Source organism: Pulveribacter sp. (genome assembly GCF_032079985.1).
Classification (GTDB): Bacteria; Pseudomonadota; Gammaproteobacteria; order Burkholderiales; family Burkholderiaceae_C; genus Melaminivora.
This window is the reverse complement of sequence record NZ_DAMATK010000001.1, coordinates 196,014-216,109: the sequence shown is the minus strand read 5'-3', so window position 1 is coordinate 216,109 and position 20,096 is coordinate 196,014. Positions and strand designations below refer to the sequence as shown.

21 protein-coding genes are annotated in these 20,096 nt (G+C 70.9%); 16 read left to right on the top strand and 5 right to left on the bottom strand.

Annotation, left to right across the window (positions count from 1 at the left end; all coding sequences use genetic code 11):
• Positions 1–42: 42 nt before the first annotated feature.
• The gene (rpe, locus tag RT282_RS01020; RefSeq protein ID WP_313083479.1) at positions 43–723 is read left to right on the top strand and encodes a ribulose-phosphate 3-epimerase; all 681 of its coding nucleotides are present in this window, start codon (positions 43–45) and stop codon (positions 721–723) included.
• Positions 724–728: 5 nt separating this feature from the next.
• On the opposite strand, the gene RT282_RS01015 is transcribed toward rpe, so the two are convergent.
• Positions 729–1,112: a hypothetical protein gene (locus tag RT282_RS01015; protein ID WP_312306925.1), complete on the bottom strand. Its 384-nt coding sequence runs from the start codon at positions 1,110–1,112 to the stop codon at positions 729–731.
• Between the two features lie 214 nt (positions 1,113–1,326).
• Here RT282_RS01015 and gph point away from each other — a divergent pair, with 214 nt between their 5' ends.
• On the top strand, positions 1,327–2,037 hold the full coding sequence (gph, locus tag RT282_RS01010) for a phosphoglycolate phosphatase (RefSeq protein WP_313312565.1): 711 nt from the start codon (positions 1,327–1,329) through the stop codon (positions 2,035–2,037).
• Between the two features lie 3 nt (positions 2,038–2,040).
• Here the strand turns inward: gph and RT282_RS01005 are convergent, their stop codons facing one another.
• Both RT282_RS01005 and RT282_RS01000 read right to left on the bottom strand, forming a co-directional pair.
• A complete protein-coding gene (locus RT282_RS01005; protein ID WP_313311221.1) occupies positions 2,041–3,771 on the bottom strand; it encodes a methyl-accepting chemotaxis protein in 1,731 nt (576 codons plus the stop codon).
• 86 nt (positions 3,772–3,857) lie between these two features.
• Entirely contained in the window at positions 3,858–4,460 is a 603-nt protein-coding gene (locus RT282_RS01000) for a chalcone isomerase family protein (RefSeq protein WP_313311219.1), read from the bottom strand.
• A 374-nt stretch (positions 4,461–4,834) separates the two neighbouring features.
• On the opposite strand from RT282_RS01000, the gene trpE reads away from it, so the two are divergent.
• The 8 genes from trpE (at position 4,835) to RT282_RS00960 (ending at position 12,931) form a co-directional block, all read left to right on the top strand.
• Complete coding sequence (gene trpE / locus RT282_RS00995; RefSeq protein WP_313311217.1) at positions 4,835–6,334, top strand: anthranilate synthase component I; 1,500 nt, start codon at positions 4,835–4,837, stop codon at positions 6,332–6,334.
• Complete coding sequence (locus RT282_RS00990) at positions 6,334–6,702, top strand: chorismate mutase (protein WP_409519427.1); 369 nt, start codon at positions 6,334–6,336, stop codon at positions 6,700–6,702. The genes trpE and RT282_RS00990 overlap by 1 nt, the downstream gene beginning before the upstream one ends.
• Positions 6,699–7,289: an aminodeoxychorismate/anthranilate synthase component II gene (locus RT282_RS00985; protein WP_313311214.1), complete on the top strand. Its 591-nt coding sequence runs from the start codon at positions 6,699–6,701 to the stop codon at positions 7,287–7,289. The genes RT282_RS00990 and RT282_RS00985 overlap by 4 nt, the downstream gene beginning before the upstream one ends.
• Before the next feature lie 81 nt (positions 7,290–7,370).
• Positions 7,371–8,417: an anthranilate phosphoribosyltransferase gene (trpD, locus tag RT282_RS00980; RefSeq protein WP_313311213.1), complete on the top strand. Its 1,047-nt coding sequence runs from the start codon at positions 7,371–7,373 to the stop codon at positions 8,415–8,417.
• 11 nt (positions 8,418–8,428) lie between these two features.
• On the top strand, positions 8,429–8,584 hold the full coding sequence (locus RT282_RS00975) for a hypothetical protein (protein ID WP_313311212.1): 156 nt from the start codon (positions 8,429–8,431) through the stop codon (positions 8,582–8,584).
• Positions 8,585–8,597: 13 nt separating this feature from the next.
• Positions 8,598–9,398: an indole-3-glycerol phosphate synthase TrpC gene (gene trpC / locus RT282_RS00970; RefSeq protein ID WP_312758423.1), complete on the top strand. Its 801-nt coding sequence runs from the start codon at positions 8,598–8,600 to the stop codon at positions 9,396–9,398.
• Between the two features lie 116 nt (positions 9,399–9,514).
• Positions 9,515–12,181, top strand: a complete 2,667-nt coding sequence (locus RT282_RS00965; protein ID WP_313311211.1) for a diguanylate cyclase — start codon at positions 9,515–9,517, stop codon at positions 12,179–12,181.
• A gap of 39 nt (positions 12,182–12,220) precedes the next feature.
• On the top strand, positions 12,221–12,931 hold the full coding sequence (locus RT282_RS00960) for a uracil-DNA glycosylase (RefSeq protein WP_313311210.1): 711 nt from the start codon (positions 12,221–12,223) through the stop codon (positions 12,929–12,931).
• A gap of 73 nt (positions 12,932–13,004) precedes the next feature.
• Here RT282_RS00960 and dprA read toward each other — a convergent pair whose 3' ends face one another.
• Together dprA and RT282_RS00950 are read right to left on the bottom strand one after the other, a co-directional pair.
• On the bottom strand, positions 13,005–14,162 hold the full coding sequence (gene dprA, locus RT282_RS00955; RefSeq protein WP_313311208.1) for a DNA-processing protein DprA: 1,158 nt from the start codon (positions 14,160–14,162) through the stop codon (positions 13,005–13,007).
• Between the two features lie 14 nt (positions 14,163–14,176).
• Positions 14,177–15,373: a LysM domain-containing protein gene (locus RT282_RS00950; RefSeq protein ID WP_313083451.1), complete on the bottom strand. Its 1,197-nt coding sequence runs from the start codon at positions 15,371–15,373 to the stop codon at positions 14,177–14,179.
• 194 nt (positions 15,374–15,567) lie between these two features.
• Here RT282_RS00950 and def point away from each other — a divergent pair, with 194 nt between their 5' ends.
• From def to RT282_RS00920, 6 genes are all read left to right on the top strand, one after another.
• Positions 15,568–16,077, top strand: a complete 510-nt coding sequence (gene def / locus RT282_RS00945) for a peptide deformylase (RefSeq protein ID WP_313311206.1) — start codon at positions 15,568–15,570, stop codon at positions 16,075–16,077.
• Positions 16,074–16,565 carry a hypothetical protein gene (locus RT282_RS00940; RefSeq protein ID WP_312306163.1) on the top strand — a complete coding sequence of 164 codons (492 nt, stop codon included), beginning with the start codon at positions 16,074–16,076 and terminating at the stop codon, positions 16,563–16,565. Before def ends, RT282_RS00940 begins: the two co-directional genes overlap by 4 nt.
• Positions 16,566–16,588: 23 nt before the next feature.
• Positions 16,589–17,560: a methionyl-tRNA formyltransferase gene (gene fmt / locus RT282_RS00935; RefSeq protein WP_313311205.1), complete on the top strand. Its 972-nt coding sequence runs from the start codon at positions 16,589–16,591 to the stop codon at positions 17,558–17,560.
• A 4-nt stretch (positions 17,561–17,564) separates the two neighbouring features.
• Positions 17,565–18,326 carry an AzlC family ABC transporter permease gene (locus tag RT282_RS00930; protein ID WP_312306159.1) on the top strand — a complete coding sequence of 254 codons (762 nt, stop codon included), beginning with the start codon at positions 17,565–17,567 and terminating at the stop codon, positions 18,324–18,326.
• Positions 18,323–18,658 carry an AzlD domain-containing protein gene (locus RT282_RS00925; protein ID WP_313311203.1) on the top strand — a complete coding sequence of 112 codons (336 nt, stop codon included), beginning with the start codon at positions 18,323–18,325 and terminating at the stop codon, positions 18,656–18,658. The genes RT282_RS00930 and RT282_RS00925 overlap by 4 nt, the downstream gene beginning before the upstream one ends.
• A 104-nt stretch (positions 18,659–18,762) precedes the next feature.
• Positions 18,763–19,956, top strand: a complete 1,194-nt coding sequence (locus tag RT282_RS00920; RefSeq protein ID WP_313311201.1) for a phosphoglycerate kinase — start codon at positions 18,763–18,765, stop codon at positions 19,954–19,956.
• Positions 19,957–20,096: the final 140 nt, after the last annotated feature.

Sequence of the window (20,096 nt, the reverse complement as noted above, 5' to 3'; positions counted from 1 at the left end):
ACGCCCAGAAGGCGCCACGGCCATGCTGCGACAATTTCGGGCATGAGCCGCACCTACCGCATTGCCCCCTCCATCCTCTCGGCCGACTTCGCCCGCCTGGGCGAGGAGGTACGTGGCGTGATCGCCGCCGGGGCCGACTGGATCCACTTCGACGTGATGGACAACCATTACGTGCCCAACCTGACCTTCGGCCCCATGGTCTGCCAGGCCCTGAAGCCGCACGCCGTGACGCCGGACGGGGTGGCCGTGCCCATCGACGTGCACCTGATGGTGCAGCCGGTGGACGAACTGGCCAGCGCCTTCGCCAAGGCGGGCGCCGACTACATCAGCTTCCACCCCGACGCGTCGGCGCACGTGCACCGCAGCATCCAGAACATCCGCGCGCACGGCTGCAAGGCCGGGCTGACGTTCAACCCGGCCATGCCGCTGGACGTGCTGGACTGGGTGATCGAGGACATCGACCTGATTTTGCTGATGAGCGTCAACCCCGGCTTCGGCGGGCAGAGCTTCATCGACAGCACGCTGCGCAAGACCGAGGAAGCACGCCGGCGCATCGAAGCCAGCGGCAAGGACATCCGCCTGGAGGTGGATGGCGGCATCAAGGCCGCCAACATCCGCCGCGTGGCCGATGCCGGGGCCGATACCTTCGTGGCTGGCAGCGCCATCTTCGGCCAGCCCGACTACCAGGCCGTCATCGAGGCCATGCGCGCCGAACTGGCCTGATTGCCTCAGCGGCTGGCGGGTACCAGGGTGGTGGCCTCGCGCAGCACGCCGCCGCCCTCGACGGAGCCGGATGCCGCGCTGTTGCGCATGCGCGCCTGGCAGTCGGCCTTGTCTTGCTGCGTCTTGAACACCTCGCAGCGGGCCATGGCGTTTTGCTGGTAGGTGCTGTCGCCAGGGCTGGTCAGCTGGCCGTTGCGGGCCGCCTGGGCAGCGGCGCCGGCCTCGCGCAGGCAGGGCGCGCGGCTGGCCTCCGGCACATGGGCGCAGCTGGCGCGCTCCTGCTGGAAGTTGCTGCGCACCTCGCCGGTGTTGCCGGCGGCCTGGGCAGCGGCGCCAAACATGAGCAGCGCGGCAGAACAGGCGACAGTGGTGAGACGGGACAGGGCCATGGTGCTTCCTCCTGGGAGTGAATCAACGACAAAGGGATGGAACGGCCGCCACGGCAGGCACCGTGGCCCGCGGGCGGCCGCTACGGGCGGCGCCCAAGCGTAAGCGCCGGGCAGGCGCCGGCGCTGTCCGCACCCGGCGCCGCGGCCTGTCGGACACCGCCCACCACGCAGCCCCTGCCCCACAGACAAGAAAAGGAAACTTTCCATGCAGACCATGACAAGCACACCACCCACCGCCCTGCTGGCCGGCATGGACGCCGCCCTGGTGGACCTGGACGGCACGCTGGTGGACACCCTGGGCGACTTCGCCGAGGCGCTGGGCCGCATGCTGGCCGACCTGGGCCTGCCCGCCATTGATCCGCAGGCCATAGAGCGCATGGTGGGCAAGGGCTCGGAGCACCTGCTGCGTTCAGTGCTCAATCACGTTCTAGGCCTTGCTGGACAAGCGCCAGCAGCTATCGATATTGAAGCACTCTACCCGCACGCCTGGGAGCGCTACCAGCACCACTACCTGGCCATCAACGGGCAGTACGCGCGCGTCTATCCCGGCGCGATCGAGGGCTTGGCGGCCCTGCGCGCGGCCGGCCTGCGCCTGGCCTGCCTGACCAACAAGCCCACGGCCTTCGCCCGGCCGCTGCTGCGCGCCAAGGGCCTGGCCGGCTACTTCGACCAGGTCTTCGGGGGCGACGCCTTCGAGCGCAAGAAGCCTGACCCGCTGCCGCTGATCAGGGCCTGCGAGGCCCTGGGCAGCGCGCCGGCGCGCACGCTGATGGTGGGCGACTCCAGCAACGACGCCCAGGCCGCGCGCGCGGCCGGCTGCCCGGTGGTGCTGGTCAGCTATGGCTACAACCACGGCCGGCCGGTGCGCGAGGTGGATGCCGACGGCTATGTGGACGCGCTGAGCGAGCTGGCGCCCGCGGCCTGAGGCTCAGAAGCTCTCCCAATCCTCGTCGCCGCCCGCGACCCGCGGCGCCGCTGGGGGAACGGGAGGAGCGGCCAGAGCCGCCGCCTTGGGCGCCGGCTTCTTGCGCACCGCCGCGGCCGGCGGGCGCGCGGCCACGGCAGGGCGCGGCGCGGCGGTCGCGCGGGGCAGGGGCGCGGCCGGCTCGGCGGCGATGGCGCCGGGAATGCGGAACACCGCCACGGCCTGCACCAGCTGGCCCGCCTGCGTCTTCAGGCTGCCGGCGGCCGCGGCGCTTTGCTCCACCAGCGCGGCGTTCTGCTGCGTGGCCTGGTCCATCTGCATGATGGCCTCGCCCACCTGCGACACGCCGGCGCTTTGCTCGCGGCTGGCGGCGCTGATCTCGCCCACGATGTCGTTCACCCGGCGGATGGAGGCGACTATCTCCGTCATGGTGCTGCCGGCGCGGTCCACCAGCTGCGTGCCCTGTTCCACCCGGTCCACGCTGTCGGTGATGAGCTGCTTGATCTCGCGCGCAGCTTCTGCGCTGCGCTGCGCCAGGCTGCGCACCTCGCCGGCCACCACGGCGAAGCCCCGGCCCTGCTCGCCGGCGCGGGCCGCCTCCACCGCCGCGTTCAGCGCCAGGATGTTGGTCTGAAAGGCAATGCCGTCGATGACCTGGATGATGTCGGCGATCTTGCGGCTCGATTCATTGATGCCGCGCATGGTGTCCACCACCTGGCCGACCACCTCGCCGCCCTGGGTGGCGACGGTGCTGGCGTTCACGGCCAGCTGGTTGGCCTGGCGCGCGTTGTCGGCGTTCTGGCGCACGGTGGCGCCCAGCTCTTCCATCGACGCTGCCGTCTGCTGCAGCGCACTGGCCTGGCTTTCCGTGCGCGCGGACAGATCCTGGTTGCCCTGGGCGATCTCGGCGCTGGCCGTGGCTACGCCCTCGGCGTTGCTGCGCACCCCGCCCACCACGCGCGCCAGGCTGGCCTGCATGCCCTGCAGGGCGGCCAGCAGCTGCGCCGCCTCGTCGCGGCCCTGCACCTCGATGGTCTGGGTCAGGTCGCCCTGGGCCATCTGGTCGGCGCGACGCACGGCCAGCGCCAGCGGCTGGGTGATGGAGCGTGTGAGCAGGACCGCCGCGGCGATGCCGATCAGCAGCGCAAGTGCCGTACCGGCGATCAGGATGATGCGGCTTTGCGCCGCCGTCTTGCCGGCCTGGACGCGTGTTTGCTCGAACAGCATGCGCTGGCGCTGCTCGAAGTTGTCGATGGTCTTGATATACGCGTCGGCCAGGGGAGCGAGCTTGCTGTCCAGCTCGGCGGTCACGTCCTCGCCGCGCTTCTTGCGCTGCAGCAGCTCCTCGCGCGGGCCGCGGTAGGCGGCACGGGCCGCATCCACCTCGGCCAACATGCGCCGGCCCTCGTCGCCACGCAACAACTCGTTGACGGTCTTGCGCGCCGACTCCGTGGTCTCGGAGGTCTTGGCGATCTCCGCCTGCCAGGTATCCACGTCCTGGTTGTCGGCGGCCCCCAGGGCGGCGCGGGTGCGCAGCCAGTTCTGCTCAATGGTGCCGCGCCACAGGCTGGTCATGCGCAGGCGCGTGTTGTCGGTGTTGGTCAGCTGCTCGGTCACGGCCGACAGGCCTTGCAGACGCCACACGCCAATGCCACCCACGAGCAGCGTCACCAGCAACACCAGACCGAAGGCCAGGCCCAGGCGGGCACCTACCTTGATGTTGGACAAAAACATGCCGTCTCCTCCATCGCTGTTCAGGTGCCGGCGACTTTACCGCCCCTGCCAGTGGGCGTCACCATGCGGGCAGCGCCGTTGCCGCGTCAGCCCTTGCCCAGCAGCGCGTCCTTGAGCTTCCAGTCCGCCGGCTGGTTGCCCAGCCAGATGCCCAGCAGGGCGTCGAAGAACTCAGGCTCCTTGAACGGCTCGCCCTGGGGCTGGCCCTTGACGATGACCACGGTGCCGGTGCCCGGCAGCCAGTCCACGGCGAAGGTGTCACCGGCCTTGAGCATCTTGTGCTCGGAGAAGATCTGGCTCATGCGCAGCACGCCGGGCACCAGCTTGGAGAAGGCGGTGCGGTCCATGTTGTCCTCCATGCCGCGGGCGAACAGCTTGCCCAGCTCGGAGGAGTCGATGTCGCGCAGCATGGTCACCGTCAGATGCTTGGGGCCCTTTTGCGCCTGCACCTCGGCGGGCGTGGCGGCCTTCTTCTCCAGGTACAGGCCGGCGGCATAGACCTTGAACACGGTCTTGTAGCGCAGGCCGGCGCCGTTGAGCGTCAACGTGCGATCCTGCACCCGCACCGTGGGCGGGAAGGTGACGTCGCCCACCACCACCGGCTGAGCGGCCTGCAGCGGAGCGGCTGCCAGGAGGGAAAAGGCCAGCGCGCCCCCGGCAAGGGCGCGACGTCGGGTCAAGGTGCGCATGAACAACTCCCAAAAAAGAACGACCGTTCTAATTACTAATTGTTTCAGCCAGTCTCCTCCGAGACAATAGGGTTTTCGCCCGGATCACACGGCTCGGGCCATCCCCCATGGACCGCTTTGCTACACTTTGCCGCCATGTTCATTCATCGCACGTTCATTGCGGGTCGCAGCGACCGGGGAGCCTGGCCCTGGCGCAAGCCTGCATTCATGAACCTGTGAGCCATGCACCTGGGCGCGTCCCAGCGTGCGCCCGAGGCACCACTGCCCTTCGCCGGCAGACCGGCTGCCAGACCGAATGAATCCGCGGCGCTCCGCATTCCCCGCCCTTGCCATGCACCGCATGGCGCGCGCCGCACCCGCTGGGAACCATTCCTGTGATCACTGAACTGGAATTCAAAAGCCTGGCCCATCAGGGCTACAACCGCATCCCGCTGATCGCCGAGGCGTTCGCGGACCTGGAAACCCCGCTGTCGCTGTACCTCAAGCTCGCCCACGCCAAGGGCGACGGCAGCAACAGCTTCCTGCTCGAATCGGTGGTCGGCGGCGAGCGCTTCGGGCGCTACAGCTTCATCGGCCTGCCGGCACGCACGCTCTTGCGCGCCAGCGGCTTCGGCGCCGCCGCCAGGACCGAGGTCGTGACCGACGGCCAGGTCACCGAGACGCACGCCGGCAACCCGCTGGACTTCATCGGCGAGTACCAAAAGCGCTTCAAGGTGGCGCTGCGCCCGGGACTGCCGCGCTTTTGCGGCGGCCTGGCCGGCTACTTCGGCTATGACGCGGTGCGCTACATCGAGAAGAAGCTCGAGGACGGCTGCCCGCCCGACACCCTGGGCTGCCCGGACATCCTGCTGCTGCAGTGCGAGGAGCTGGCCGTCATCGACAACCTGTCGGGCAAGCTGTACCTCATCGTCTACGCCAACCCGGGCGAGGCCGAGGCCTACGCGAAGGGCAAGAAGCGCCTGCGCGAGCTGAAGGACCAGCTCAAGTACTCGGTCAGCGCGCCCGTGGTGCGGCCCGGCGAATCGCACCCGGTGCAGCGAAGCTTCGCCAAGGAGGACTACCTGGCGGCCGTGCTGCGTGCCAAGGAGCTGATCGCCGCCGGCGACTTCATGCAGGTGCAGGTGGGCCAGCGCATGCACAAGCGCTACACCGAGAGCCCGCTGTCGCTGTACCGCGCGCTGCGCTCGCTCAACCCCTCGCCCTATATGTACTACTACCACTTCGGCGACTTCCAGGTGGTGGGCGCCAGCCCCGAAATCCTGGTGCGCCAGGAGGCGACCGAGGACGGGCAGAAGGTCACCATCCGTCCGCTGGCCGGCACGCGCGCGCGCGGCGCCAGCCCGCAGGCCGACAAGGCCATCGAGCAGGAATTGGTGGCCGACCCGAAGGAGCGCGCCGAGCACGTGATGCTGATCGACCTGGCGCGCAACGACATCGGCCGCATCGCCAAGACCGGCACGGTAAAGGTGACCGAAGCCTTCGCCGTGGAGCGCTACAGCCACGTGATGCACATCGTGAGCAACGTGGAAGGCCTCCTCAAGGATGGCATGAGCAGCATGGACGTGCTGCGCGCCACCTTTCCCGCCGGCACGCTGACGGGCGCGCCCAAGGTACACGCCATGGAGCTGATCGACCAGCTGGAGCCCGTCAAGCGCGGCATCTATGGCGGCGCCTGCGGTTACTTGAGCTTTGCCGGCGACATGGATGTGGCGATTGCCATCCGCACGGCCATCGTCAAGGACGGCACCTTGTACGTGCAGGCCGCGGCCGGCGTGGTGGCCGATTCCGTCCCCGAACTGGAGTGGAAGGAAACCGAGCACAAGGCGCGGGCGCTCCTGCGCGCGGCGGAGCTGGTGGAAGAAGGACTGGAATGATGACGACCCGCGCAATCGACAAGACCCAAACCTGCGCCAGCATGGCCGAGGTGCGCGCGCGCATCGACGCGCTGGACGACATCCTGGTGCCGCTGCTGGTGGAGCGCGGCGGCTACATGACGCAGGCCGCCACGCTGAAGGCGCGCGCCACCCAGGTGCGCGACGAAGGCCGCATCGAGCAGATCGTGCGCCGCGTGCGCGAGCGCGCCCGCACGGAGGGCGGCGAGCCCGAGGTGATCGAGGCCATCTACCGCTCCATGATGGAGGCGTTCATCGCCTACGAGCACCGCGAGTTCGCCCGCCTGGCCGCCGAGGGCCGCAAGCCGCAGCAGCTGCACGAGCAATCGCACGAGGAGACCGCGCCATGACCCGCTTGCTGATGGTCGACAACTACGACAGCTTCACCTGGAACATCGTGCAGTACTTCGCCGAGCTGGGCGCCCAGGTGCAGGTGTTTCGCAACGACGAGATCGACCTGGCCGGCATCGAGGCCCAGGCGCCTGATCGCCTGGTCATCTCGCCCGGGCCGTGCTCGCCGGCCGAGGCCGGCATCTCGGTGCCGGCCATCCGCCACTTCGCCGGGCGCCTGCCCATCCTGGGCGTGTGCCTGGGCCACCAGGCGATCGGCGCGGCCTTCGGCGGCACCGTCGTGCGGGCCCAGGAGCTGATGCACGGCAAGACCAGCACCATCACCACCACGCAGCAGGGCGTGTTCGCCGGGCTGCCTCGGCAGTTCACGGTGAACCGCTACCACTCGCTGGCGATCGAGCGCGCCAGCTGCCCCGAGGTGCTGGAGGTGACGGCCTGGACGGAGGACGGCGAGATCATGGGCGTACGCCACAAGGAGCTGGCCATCGAGGGCGTGCAATTCCACCCCGAGAGCATCCTGACCGAGCACGGCCACGCCATGCTGAAGAACTTCCTGGAGCAAAAAACCATAGCTGCTGCCGCTTGATTCATGCGGGCTTCAGCATGAAAAGCACATGAAACCCGCGAACCAAAAGCGCCAGCAGCTATCAAACAAGGAGCATTCCGCATGTCCCCCATCACCCCGCAGGAAGCCCTGCAGCGCACCATCGAGCACCGCGAAATCTTCCACGACGAGATGCTGCACCTGATGCGCATGATCATGGGCGGCGAGCTGTCGCCCGTGATGGCCGCGGCCATCCTCACAGGCCTGCGCGTGAAGAAGGAAACCATCGGCGAGATCACCGCCGCCGCCCAGGTCATGCGCGAGTTCGCGCGCAAGGTCCACGTGCAGGATGTCACGCACCTGGTGGACATCGTGGGCACCGGCGGCGACGGCGCCGGCACCTTCAACATCTCCACCTGCGCCACCTTCGTCATTGCCGCCGCGGGCGCGCGCGTCAGCAAGCACGGCGGGCGCAGCGTGTCCTCCAAGTCGGGCAGCGCCGATGCCATGGAGGCGCTGGGCGTGAACATCATGCTGGCCCCCGAGCAGGTGGCCGCCAGCATCCGTGATGTGGGCATCGGCTTCATGTTCGCGCCCAACCACCACCCGGCGATGAAGAACGTGGCCCCGGTGCGCAAGGAGCTGGGCGTGCGCACCCTCTTCAACATCCTGGGCCCGCTCACCAACCCGGCCGGGGCGCCCAACATCCTGATGGGCGTGTTCCACGAAGACCTGGTCGGCATCCAGGTGCGGGCGCTGCAGCGCCTGGGCGCCGAGCACGCCCTGGTGGTCTACGGCCGCGACGGGCTGGACGAGATCAGCCTGGGCGCCGGCACCCTGGTGGGCGAGCTGAAGGACGGCGTGGTGCGCGAGTACGAGATCCACCCCGAGGACTTCGGCCTGCGCATGGCCGGCACGCGTGCCCTGCGCGTGGACAACCCTGAGGAGTCGCGCCAGCTGCTGCTGCAGGTGCTGGAAGGCGCTGAAGGACCGGCGCGCGACATCGTCTGCCTGAACGCCGGCGCCGCGCTCTACGCCGCGGGCGTGGTGCCCGGCATCGCCGAAGGCCTGGCCCGCGCCCAGGCCGCCGTGGACAGCGGCGCCGCCCTGGCCAAGCTGCGCGAGCTGGTGGCCTACACCCAGGCCCTGCCCCAGCCGGCCGCCGCCTGAGGGCCCGGGCCATGAGCCTGCTGGAAGCCCCCATCTGGCGCGACAGCGGCACGTGGATCGTGCTGGGCGTGTCGCTGCTCACCATCGTGGTGGCTGTGGTGATGCACCAGGTCATCCGCCGCGTGCTGCGCGCGCCGCCCCCCGACGAACCCGACAAGAACGACTGACAAGGAAGCCGCCATGTCCGACATCCTGCAAAAAATCTGCGCCACCAAGCGCGAGGAAGTGGCCGCTGCGAAAAAGCGCATGCCCTTCGCCGACATGCGCCGCGACGCCGAAAGCCGCGTGCTCACGCGCGACTTCGAAGGCGCCCTACGCGCAAAGATCGCCGCCGGCCAGGCCGCGGTGATCGCCGAGGTCAAGCGCGCCAGCCCCAGCAAGGGCGTGATCCGCGAGGACTTCATCCCCGCCGACATCGCGCAGAGCTACGCCGAGGGCGACGGCCGCGTCAGCGCCGCCTGCCTGTCGGTGCTGACCGACCGGCAGTACTTCCAGGGCCAGGTGGACCACCTCAAGCAGGCCCGCGCCAGCTGCCTGCTGCCGGCGCTGCGCAAGGATTTCATGGTCGACCCGTACCAGATCTACGAGTCGCGCGCCGTCGGGGCGGACTGCGTGCTGCTGATCGCCGCCTGCCTGGAGGACGCCCTGATGGCCGAGATGGAGGCCATCGCCCGCAGCCTGGACATGGCGGTGCTGGTGGAGGTGCACGACGGCGCCGAGCTGGAGCGTGCGCTCAAACTGAAGACCCCGCTCATCGGCATCAACAACCGCGACTTGCGCACCTTCGAGGTGCGGCTGGAGACCACCCTGGAGCTGCGCCGCGAAGTGCCGGGCGACCGCCTGCTGGTGGCCGAATCGGGCATCGCCACGCCGGCCGACGTGCAGCGCCTGCGCGAGGCCGGCGTGCACGCCTTCCTGGTGGGCGAGGCCTTCATGCGCGAGAGCGACCCCGGTCTGGCCCTGGCGCGGCTGTTCGCCTGACGGCTCGGCAGGGCCTTCCTACAATGGCCTGAACGCCACTGCCGCGGACCCTGCGGCGCCGCACTGCCGGCCCCCGCCCGCCCTCGACCGTTTTGCCCCATACCCTGCGCCAGTCCATGACCCGGCCCGCCCTTCAGTGGCGCTGGCTCGCCGTGGTATGGCTGGCCCTGGGGGCGCTGCTGGCCGCGCTGCTGCTGCTGGACCGCAACGAGACCCTGGCGCGCGAGCGCCAGCACCTGGCGCAGCAGGTGGGCATCGTGCATGACAACCTGGTGCGCCACATCACCTCCATCGACGCGGTGCTCGAGCGCCTGGCGGGCGAACCCCTGGCCCAGCCCTTCGACGCCCGGGCACGCCAGCGCATCAATGCCAGGCTGCACGTCTTCAGCGAAGCGTTGCAGGGCGTGCGCACGCTCAGCGTGCTGGATGCGGACGGCACCATCATCGCCTCCAACCGCGCCGAGCTGATCGGCCACAACGCCGCCAACCGCGACTACTACCGCGCCGCGCGCGCCGCGCCCAGCGCCGACACGCTGGTGCTGGGCAAGCCCTTTCGCGCGGTGCTCGACGGCGGCTGGTACCTGATGGCCGGGCGCATCCGGCCGGGGCCGGGCGGCGGCTTCGGCGGCGTGGTGCTGGCCACGCTGGATCCGGCGCAATTCCTCACCCTGCTGGAGTCGGTGCGCTACGCGCCGGACATGCGCATCGGCCTGACGCACGGCGACGGCGTGCGCTTCCTGATGGCCTCGGAGCACCCGATGCCGCCGGGGATCGACCTGTCGGACCCGCAGACGCTGTTCTCGCGCCACCTGGCCAGCGGCGCGCGCCAGAGCCTGCTGCGCGGCGCGCTGGTGGATGGCGATGACGGCCCGGCCTACCTGGCGGCGCTGCGCACCGTCCAGCCGCCCGAGCTGCACATGGACAAGCCCCTGGTGGCCAGCGCCGCGCGCGAATGGAGCGCCGTGCTCTCGCCCTGGCGCACCAAGGTCTGGCTGGCCGTGGCCGCGCAGCTGCTGCTGGGCGCGGCGGCCTGCGGCGCGCTGTACCTGCTGCAGCGGCGCCAGCGCGAGCTGCGCCAGCACCAGCGCGCCCTGGCCCACCGCGAGCAGCAGCTGGAGGCGCGCTGGCGCGCCGCGCTGCAGGCCACCAGCCTGGGCATCTGGGAGTGGCACGGCGAAGGCTCGCCGACGCACTTCTCGCCCTCCTGGAAAGCCATGCTCGGCTATGCCGACGAGGAGATCGACGACCAGGACCACGGCTGGCAGCAGCGCCTGCACCCCGACGAGCGCGAGCAGGTGCTGGCCCTGCTGGCGCGCCACCTGCGCGGAGAGACCCCGCTCTACGAGACCACGCACCGCATACGCTGCAAGGACGGCAGCTACCGCTGGGTGCAGGCGCGCGGGCGCGTGCTGCAGCGCGACGCCGAGGGCCGGCCGCTGCACTTCGTGGGCAGCTTCGGCGACCTGGCCGAGCACGGCGAGGACCGCATCCGCCTGGACCGCCTGGCCGAACAGGTGCCGGGCATGCTCTACCAGTACCAGGTCGAGCCGGACGGCAGCAGCCGCTTCCCCTACGCCAGCGCCGGCGTGCAGGGCGTCTACGGCTTCTCGCCCGAGGAGCTGCGCGCCGATGCCTCTCCCGTGTTCCAGCGCATTCACCCGGACGACCTGCTGCGCGTGAACCGCAGCATCGAGGCGGCCCTGCGCACGCTGCAGCCCTGGCACGACGAATACCGCGTGCGGCTGCCGGAGCGCGGCGAGCGCTGGCTCAGCGGCCAGGCCCAGCCGCAGCTGCTGGACGGCGGCGCCGTGCTCTGGCACGGCTACCTGCACGACGTGACCGAGGCCAAGCAGCAGGCCCTGCAGCTGCAGGAGACGGAGCGCCTGCTCAAGCACCTGATGAACGAGATGCCCATCGGCCTGTGCATGGTGGACGAGGACGGCCGCATCTACTTTCGCAACCGGCGCTTCCTCGAATACTTCGGCTACACCGAGGCGCAGGCGCCCACGCTGCATGAATGGGCGCTGCACGCCTACCCCGACCCGCAGTACCGCGCGCAGATCGGCCAGCAGTGGCGCCAGGCGCTGCAGCAGGCGCACGCCAGCGGCGGCGACATCCCCGTGCACGAGTACCGCACCACCGCCGCCAGCGGCGTGCAGCGCACCATGGCCATCGGCGGCCTGGTCTTCGGCGCCCACTTCCTGGCCACCTTCATGGACCGCACCGAGCAGCAGGCGCAAAGCGAGCTGCTGCACAAGCTGGCCTACATGGACAGCCTGACCGGCGTGGCCAACCGCCGCCACTTCGACCAAACGCTGCAGGCCGAGTGGCGCCGCTGCCGGCGCAGCCGCCAGCCGCTGGCGCTGATCATGGTCGACATCGACCACTTCAAGCAGTTCAACGACCTGTACGGCCACCAGGCGGGCGACGCCTGCATGCGCGCCGTGGCCGGGGCGCTGCGCGCGGCGCTGGCGCGCTCGCACGACCTGGCGGCGCGCTACGGCGGCGAGGAATTCGTCTGCCTGCTGCCCGAGTGCGACCTGGCCGGCGCCCGCGCCAAGGCGCAGGCGCTGTGCGAGGCCGTGCAGGCACTGGGCATCACCCACGGCGGCTCCAGCGTCGCCGGGGTGGTCACCGTCAGCGCCGGCGTGGCCAGCGAGGTGCCGGGCGAGGACGGCACGCCCGAGGCCCTGCTGGCGCGCGCCGACGCCCACCTGTACCGTGCCAAGGCCGCCGGGCGCAACCGCGTGGACGACGGCACGGTGTCGCTATCACAACCATAGCTGTTTGCGCTTGTTGCAAAAGCGCTGGAGGCCGATTTCATGCCCAACCATCCTCCCACCCAGCTGCAGGCCGCCGACCCCGCTGCCTGGCCCGTGGCGCCCGGCTGGCAGCCGCTGGTCGACGGCTTCTTCGCCAGCACGCGCGGCCAGGCACTGCTGGCCTTTTTGCGCCAGCGGCTGGAGGCCGGCGCTGCCATCTTCCCGCCCCAGCCGCTGCGCGCGCTGGAGCTGACGGCGCCCGGGCAGGTGCGCGTGGTCATCCTGGGCCAGGACCCCTACCACGGCCGCGGCCAGGCCGAGGGACTGGCGTTCTCGGTGCAGCCGGGCGTGCGCATCCCGCCCTCGCTGCGCAACATCTTCAAGGAGCTGCAGCGCGACTTGGGGCAGCCCCCGCCGGCCTTCCCCAATCCCGGTGGCAGCCTGGTCAAGTGGGCCGAGAACGGCGTGCTGCTGCTCAACACCACCCTGACCGTGGAGGAAGGCCAGGCCGCCAGCCACGCCGGCAAGAGCTGGGAGGTGCTGACCGACGCCATCATCCGCCACGTGGCCGAAGGCGAGCGGCCGGTGGTGTTCATGCTCTGGGGCAGCCACGCCCAGGCCAAGCGGGCGCTCATCCCGCAGGACCGCGGCCACCTGGTGCTGTTGGCCAACCACCCCTCGCCCCTGTCGGCCGAGCGCCCGCCCCTACCTTTCATCGGCTGCGGGCACTTCAGCCAGGCACGGGCCTTCCGGCAGCAGCACGGCTATTGAGGATGAAATACGGCGCCACCGCCCGCCAGTCAAGCGTGGGCAGCTCTCAATAGCGTAGCAACGGGCGCCGCCGTCAGGCGCGGCCCAGGCGCTGGAACAGGCCGCCGGGCAGGCGTGCCACATCACCCTGGAGCTCCAGCTCCAGCAGCCGCGCCTGCAGCGTGGCGGCGTCCAGGCCGGTGCGGGCCACCAGCGCGTCCAGGCCCAGGGGGTCGTAGCCCAGGGCCTGCAGCACCTCGTCGTCGTTGTCGTCGCCTTCACCGCCGCCCTCGGCCGGCTCCTGCGCTTGCGGCGCCGACGGGACCGGCAGCTGCAGCTCCTCCAGCACGTCCTGCGCCGACTCCACCAGCTTGGCGCCCTGGCGAATCAGCGCGTGGCAGCCGCGCGACTGCGGCGCATGGATGGAGCCGGGGATGGCGAACACCTCGCGCCCCTGCTCGGCGGCCAGCCGGGCCGTGATCAGCGAGCCGGAGGCCAGCGCCGCCTCCACCACCAGCGTGCCCTGCGACAGGCCCGAGATGATGCGGTTGCGCTTGGGAAAATTGGCCGGCAGCGGCGGCGTGCCTAGCGGGTATTCGCTGACCAGCACGCCGTGCTGCGCGATGCGGTGCGCCAGCGCGCGGTGGGCGGCCGGGTAGACCCGGTCCAGCCCGGTGCCAACCACGGCGATGGTGGCGGGCCAGGCAGCGTCCTCGTCCACATCGGCCAGCGCGCCCTCGTGCGCCGCCGCGTCCACTCCCCGCGCCAGGCCGGAGACGATGCACAGCCCCGCCCCATGCAGCGCCCGCGCGAACTGGCGCGCGTGCTCGGCCCCCTGGGCCGTGGGATTGCGGCTGCCCACCACGGCCAGGCTACGCGCCGGCGCGAACGGCTCTGCGCCGCGCACGAAGCGCGCCCCGCCCATCAGGTACAGCAGGGGCGGCGGGTCTTCGGTGGCCAGCAGGGCGGGCGGGTAATGGGCGTCGGCCAGGGTCAGGATGGCGCGGACACTGCCGTCCCCATCGGCCTGCAGCCAGCCCCAGGTGCGCTGCACCAGGCCGGCCAGGCCTTCGGGCTCGGCGGCCAGGGCGCGCGCCGCGGCCGGGCCGGTGCATTCGCGCCAGGCGGCCTCGCCCCGGGCCAGCACCTGCTGCGGCAGGCCGAAGGCGGCCAGCAGGCGGCGCACGCTGGTGCCGCCCACGCCGGGCGTGGCCGTCAGGCGCAGCCAGGCGGCCAGCTCATCGCGGTCCATGGCCCGCGCGGCGCTTATTCGGGGTTGACCAGGCGATCGCCCACCAGCACCGGCTGCTGCGCGGTCAGCAGCAGGGCGTAGGAGACGCGGTCGAAGGTGCGAAACACCATGGCCAAGCCGTTGGCCTCGCTGGGCAGGCGCACCTGGGTGCGCTCGCCATCGGTCTTGTCGACCATGCGGCGGCCCTGGGTCAGCACCTGCAGCACGTGGCCGGCCTCCATGCCGTCGCTGCTGCCGCGGTTGATGGCGACCACGTTGTTCTGGCCGGCGTAGCGCACGGCGGTGCCGCCGTAGATGGAGACCACGGCCGCGTCCACGGCGAACTGCGGCGCGCGCGGCACGTAGTTGGCGAAGCCGCGCGCCGGCGAGGGCAGCAGGCGGTCGCCCATGCGCACTTCTTCCTTGGTGCGGCTCAGGTCCACGGTGGCGGGCACGATGTCGGCCACCACGCCGCCCTTGCCGTCGGGCGACTCCTGCACCGTCTCGCCGCGCACCAGGCTGGCCTGGCCGACGTACTGGGCCTCGTAGCCCAGCACCTCCTGCGTGACCGGATCCTTGAGCGGGACGGCGTTGCGGAACACGCGGAACTGGCGCGGCGCGCCGGGCTCCAGCTCCAGCGGGCTGCCCTGCGGGCCGCGCACGTAGGCGCGGTCGCCGGCCGACAGGATGACGCGCTCGTCGCGCCCGGCCACGATGCGCGGGGCCTGCGACAGGGTCAGCTCGTCCACCACCAGGGGCTCGGCCAGGAAGGGCTCGATCAGGTGTGCCTTGAGCGTCGGCAGGGCCGTGCCGGACAGGCTCTCGGAGCGGGTGCGCGGGGACACGCGCACGGTCTCGGTGCCGCCGCCGCGGCTGGTGCGCAGGCGGGCGTAGCCATCCACCTTCTCCAGGTACAGCGTCTGGCCGGGGAAGATCAGGTGCGGGTTGGCGATGGTCTGCAGGTTCATGCCCCACAGCTCGGGCCAGCGCCACGGGCGCTGCAGGTACATGCCGGAGATGGCCCACAGCGTGTCGCCGCGCTTGACGACGTATTCATCGGGCGCATTGGGCGCCAGCTCGTGCAGCGGCACGCCGCGCTGGGCCACCTGTTGGGCCGTGGCGCGCTGCTGGCCGGTGATGGGGTAGTTCTGTGCCTGCGCCGCCGGTGCCAGGACCGCAGCGGCCAGCGCCAGGGCGAGCGCCGCCTTCAAATGGTTGTGCTTGTGGTGCATTGAAAAGACTCCCCCTCGCGGCCGTGTGCAGTGATTGATTGTTCTACGCTACGCAAAAAAACAGCCTCGGCCGATGCGTTGCAAACCCCGGCCGATTCTGGGCTCAAGGCCTTGATAGGGCAACGATTATTGCGGCGGCGCCCGGCAAAGCCGCGGGAAAGTGGCGAAAATAGCGACATCTTCCCCCTGTTGCCATGGCCCTCCTTCCCATTCTCTGTTTCCCCGATCCGCGCCTGCACAAGGTCGCCAAGCCCGTCGCCGCGGTGGACGACCGCGTGCGCGCGCTGGTGGCCGACATGTTCGAGACCATGTACGACGCCAAGGGCATCGGCCTGGCGGCCACGCAGGTGGACGTGCACGAGCGCATCGTGGTGATCGACGTGTCCGAGGAGCGCAACCAGCCCCTGGTGCTGATCAACCCCGAGATCGTCTGGGCCAGCCCCGAGACGCGCGTGGGCGAGGAAGGCTGCCTGTCCGTGCCCGGCATCTACGACGGCGTGGAGCGTTCGCTGGCCGTGCACGTGCGCGCCCAGGACGCCGACGGCAACAGCCGCGTGATCGAGGCCGAGGACCTGCTGGCCGTGTGCATGCAGCACGAGATGGACCACCTCATGGGCAAGGTGTTCGTCGAATACCTGTCGCCGCTCAAGCGCGGGCGCATCAAGACCAAGCTGCTCAAGCAGCAAAAGGCGGCGCACGCATGAGGCGCCTGGCGCTGCCCGCCCTGCTGGCGCTGGCAGCGCTGGCCGCCGGCTGCGCCGCGCCCGAGCGCCTCGCCCCCGGCACGCCGCGCGCCCAGGTGCTGGCCGACCTGGGCACCCCGACATTGACCGCAGCACTGCCGGGCGCCGGCGAGCGCCTGCTGTACAGCCGCCAGCCCGCCGGCCAGCAGGTCTACCACGTGGACCTGGACGCGCAGCAGCGCGTGGTGCGCGTGGAGCAGGTGCTGACGCTGGAGCAGTTCCAGGCGCTGCGCCTGGGCCAGGACACGCGCGAGGACGTGCGCCTGCGCTTCGGCCCGCCGGCGCTGGTCGAACGCGTGGCGCGCTTTGACGGCGACGTCTGGACCTACCGCATCCTCGACCTGGGCGAGCCCCGGCAGGCCCATGTGCACATCGACCGGGGCGGCGTGGTGCGCCAGGTGCTGTTCACCGACGAACGCCTGGGCGAGCCCGACAGCCGCGCCGATTGACCCTCTCCCCCGAGCCCTCTTCGATGAAAGTGATCTTCGCCGGCACGCCGGAATTCGCCCGCGTGGCGCTGCAGCAGCTGCTGGACGCCGGCTTTGACGTGCCGCTGGTGCTGACGCAGCCCGACCGCCCGGCCGGGCGCGGCATGAAGCTGCAGGCCTCGCCCGTGAAACAGCTGGCGCAGGAGCGCGGCATCGCCGTGGCGCAGCCCCGCAGCCTGCGCCTGGACGGCAAGTACCCCGGGGACGCCGCCGCCGCGCAGGCCGCCATCGCCGACGCCGGGGCGGATGCCATGGTGGTGGCCGCCTACGGGCTGATCCTGCCGCAGTGGGTATTGGACGCGCCGCGGCTAGGCTGCTTGAACATCCATGCCAGCCTGCTGCCGCGCTGGCGCGGCGCCGCGCCCATCCACCGCGCCATCGAGGCCGGCGACGCCGAGACCGGCGTGACCATCATGCAGATGGACGCCGGCCTGGACACCGGCGACATGCTGCTGCGCAGCGCCCTGCCCATCGCGGCGCACGACACCACCGCCACGCTGCACGACCGCCTGGCAGCGCTGGGCGGGCAGCTCATCGTGCAGGCGCTGCAGCAGGCACAGCAGGGCCCGCTGCACAGCGAAGCCCAGCCCGCCGAGGGCGTGACCTATGCCCACAAGATCGACAAGACCGAGGCCGCCATCGACTGGCGCCAGCCGGCCGTCGCCATCGAGCGGCGCGTGCGCACCTTCGACCCGTTCCCCGGCGCCGCCACCACGCTGGCGGGCGAGGCCATCAAGGTCTGGTGCTGCGAAATTGATAGCGGCCCGCGCTTTCCCAGTGCGACTTTGGGGCAGATTTTGTATGTGAACGACCAGGGCGTCGGCGTGGCCTGCGGCGACGGCACGGCACTGCGGCTGACCGAGCTGCAGCGCGCCGGCGGCCGGCGCCTGGCGGCGCGCGACTTCGTGCGCGGCTTCACCCTGGCGCCGGGCATGGTGCTGGGCACGCCGGCGTGATGCCATGAAGCGCGAGGCGCTGCGCCGCTGGCTGCGGGACCCCTGGACCCGCCTGGGCGCGCGCGACATGCTGGGCACCTGCTTAGGGATCGCCGCCTGGGGCCTGGTGACCGGCGTGGCCATGGTCAAGATCGGCATGCCGCCGCTGCTGGCCATCTTCATGTCCCTGGTCGTCTATGCCGGCAGCGCCCAGCTGGCCGTGCTGCCGCTGATGGCGGCCGGCGCGCCGCTGTGGGTGGTGTGGCTGACGGCGGCCTGCGTGAACCTGCGCTTCGTCATCTTCAGCAGCATGTGGCGCAGCTACTTCGCCCACCTGCCGCGGCGCCATCGCCTGTGGCTGGCCTACTTCAGCGGCGACGTGATCTTCGTCAGCTTCATGCAGCGCTTCACGCGGGCCGAGCCGGCGCCCGAGCAGGTGCCCTACTTCTGGGGCGCGGCCACGGCCAACTGGCTGGCCTGGCAGATCCCTTCGATTGCCGGCATCGTGCTGGCCAACAGCATTCCGCTGTCCTGGGGCCTGGGCTTTGCCGGCGTGCTGGCGCTCTTGGGCATCCTGCTGTCCATGCTGGGCGACCGCGCCAGCTGGCTGGCCACGCTGGTGGCCTGCACGGCGGCCATCGCCACCTTCGCGCTGCCGCTCAAGCTCAACATCCTGGTGGCGATCGCCGCCGCCGTGACCGTGGGCCTGGCCGCCGAGGCGGCCGAGCGCGCCCTGCGCCGGGCTCAGCAGCGCGGCGGCCCGCCGGCCGGAGGCAGCGCGGCATGAACGGCTCGTGGCTGGTGCCCATCGTGGCCATCCTGGGGCTGGCGGTGATCACGCTGATCACGCGCGCCTTCTTCATGATCCCCGAGCGCGAGCTGCCCCTGCCCGACTGGCTGCGCCGCGGCCTGAAGTACGCGCCGCTGGCCGCGCTGTCGGGCGTGATCGCGCCCGAGATCTTCATGTCCGGCGGCTCGCTCATCGACACCCTGGCCGACGCGCGCCTGCCCGCCGCGCTGTGCGCCGGCGGCTACTACTTCTGGCGGCGCCGCATCCTGGGCACCATCGTGGTGGGCATGGTGGTGTACCTGCCGCTGCACATCGGCCTGGGCTGGTAGGCCACGCGGCGAAGCCTGGGCGGGGCGGGCGGCGGCGTTTCCTACAATCGCCCGCCAGGTTGTCTCCTCCTCCTTTCCTCCCTTCCTCTTCCTTGCCGCCAGCCATGCACATCCTCCGTTTCTCCGACCTTTGCGACCAGGGCCAGGCCCAGGGCAAGCGCGTGTTCATCCGCGCCGACCTGAACGTGCCGCAGGACGACGCCGGCCGCATCACCGAGGACACGCGCATCCGCGCCTCCGTGCCCTGCATCCGCATGGCGCTGGACGCGGGCGCGGCGGTGATGGTCACGAGCCACCTGGGCCGCCCGACCGAGGGCGAATTCAAGCCCGAGGACTCGCTGGCGCCCGTCGCCCGGCGCTTGTCCGAGCTGCTGGGCCGCGAGGTGCCGCTGCTGGCCGACTGGGTGGACGGCGTGAGCGTGCAGCCCGGCCAGGTCGTGCTGCTGGAGAACTGCCGCGTGAACAAGGGCGAGAAGAAGAACGACCCGGCGCTGGCGCAGAAGATGGCGCAGCTGTGCGACATCTACGTCAACGACGCCTTCGGCACCGCCCACCGCGCCGAAGGCACGACCTACGGCATCGCCGAATACGCCCAGGTCGCCTGCGCCGGCCCGCTGCTGGCCGCCGAGATCGACGCCCTGACGCGGGCGCTGGCCAGCCCGAAGCGCCCGCTGGTGGCCATCGTCGCCGGCTCCAAGGTCAGCACCAAGCTGACCATCCTGCAAAGCCTGGCCGAGAAGGTGGACGGCCTGGTCGTGGGCGGCGGCATCGCCAACACCTTCATGCTGGCCGCCGGCCTGCCCATCGGCAAGAGCCTGGCCGAGCCCGACCTGGTGAGCCAGGCGCGCGCCGTGATCGACGCCATGGCCGCGCGCGGCGCGGCCGTGCCCATCCCCACCGACGTGGTGGTGGCCAAGGCCTTCGCCGCCGACGCGCCCGCCACGGTGAAGCAGGCCGCCGACGTGGCCGATGACGACCTGATCCTGGACATCGGCCCCGAGACGGCCCAGGCCCTGGCCGCGCGGCTGAAGGCCGCCGGCACCATCGTCTGGAACGGGCCGGTGGGCGTGTTCGAGTTCGAGCAGTTCGCCGGCGGCACGCGCGCCATCGCCCAGGCCATCGCCGAGTCGCCAGCCTTCAGCATCGCCGGCGGCGGCGACACGCTGGCGGCGATCGCCAAGTTCGGCATCGAGGACCGCGTGGGCTACATCTCCACCGGCGGCGGCGCCTTCCTGGAGGTGCTGGAGGGCAAGGAGCTGCCGGCCTTCCAGATCCTGCAAAAGCGCGCCGCGGGCTGACGGCGGGGCGCCGGCGCACTTGCCGGCAAAACAACACCGCCCCGTGCGGGCGGGGCCAAAACAACGCTCCGCGCTTGTTTTTGACCTGATCAGCACAGAGAATCGTTCGCAAACGTGTGCGTCATGACTAATGGTGACGC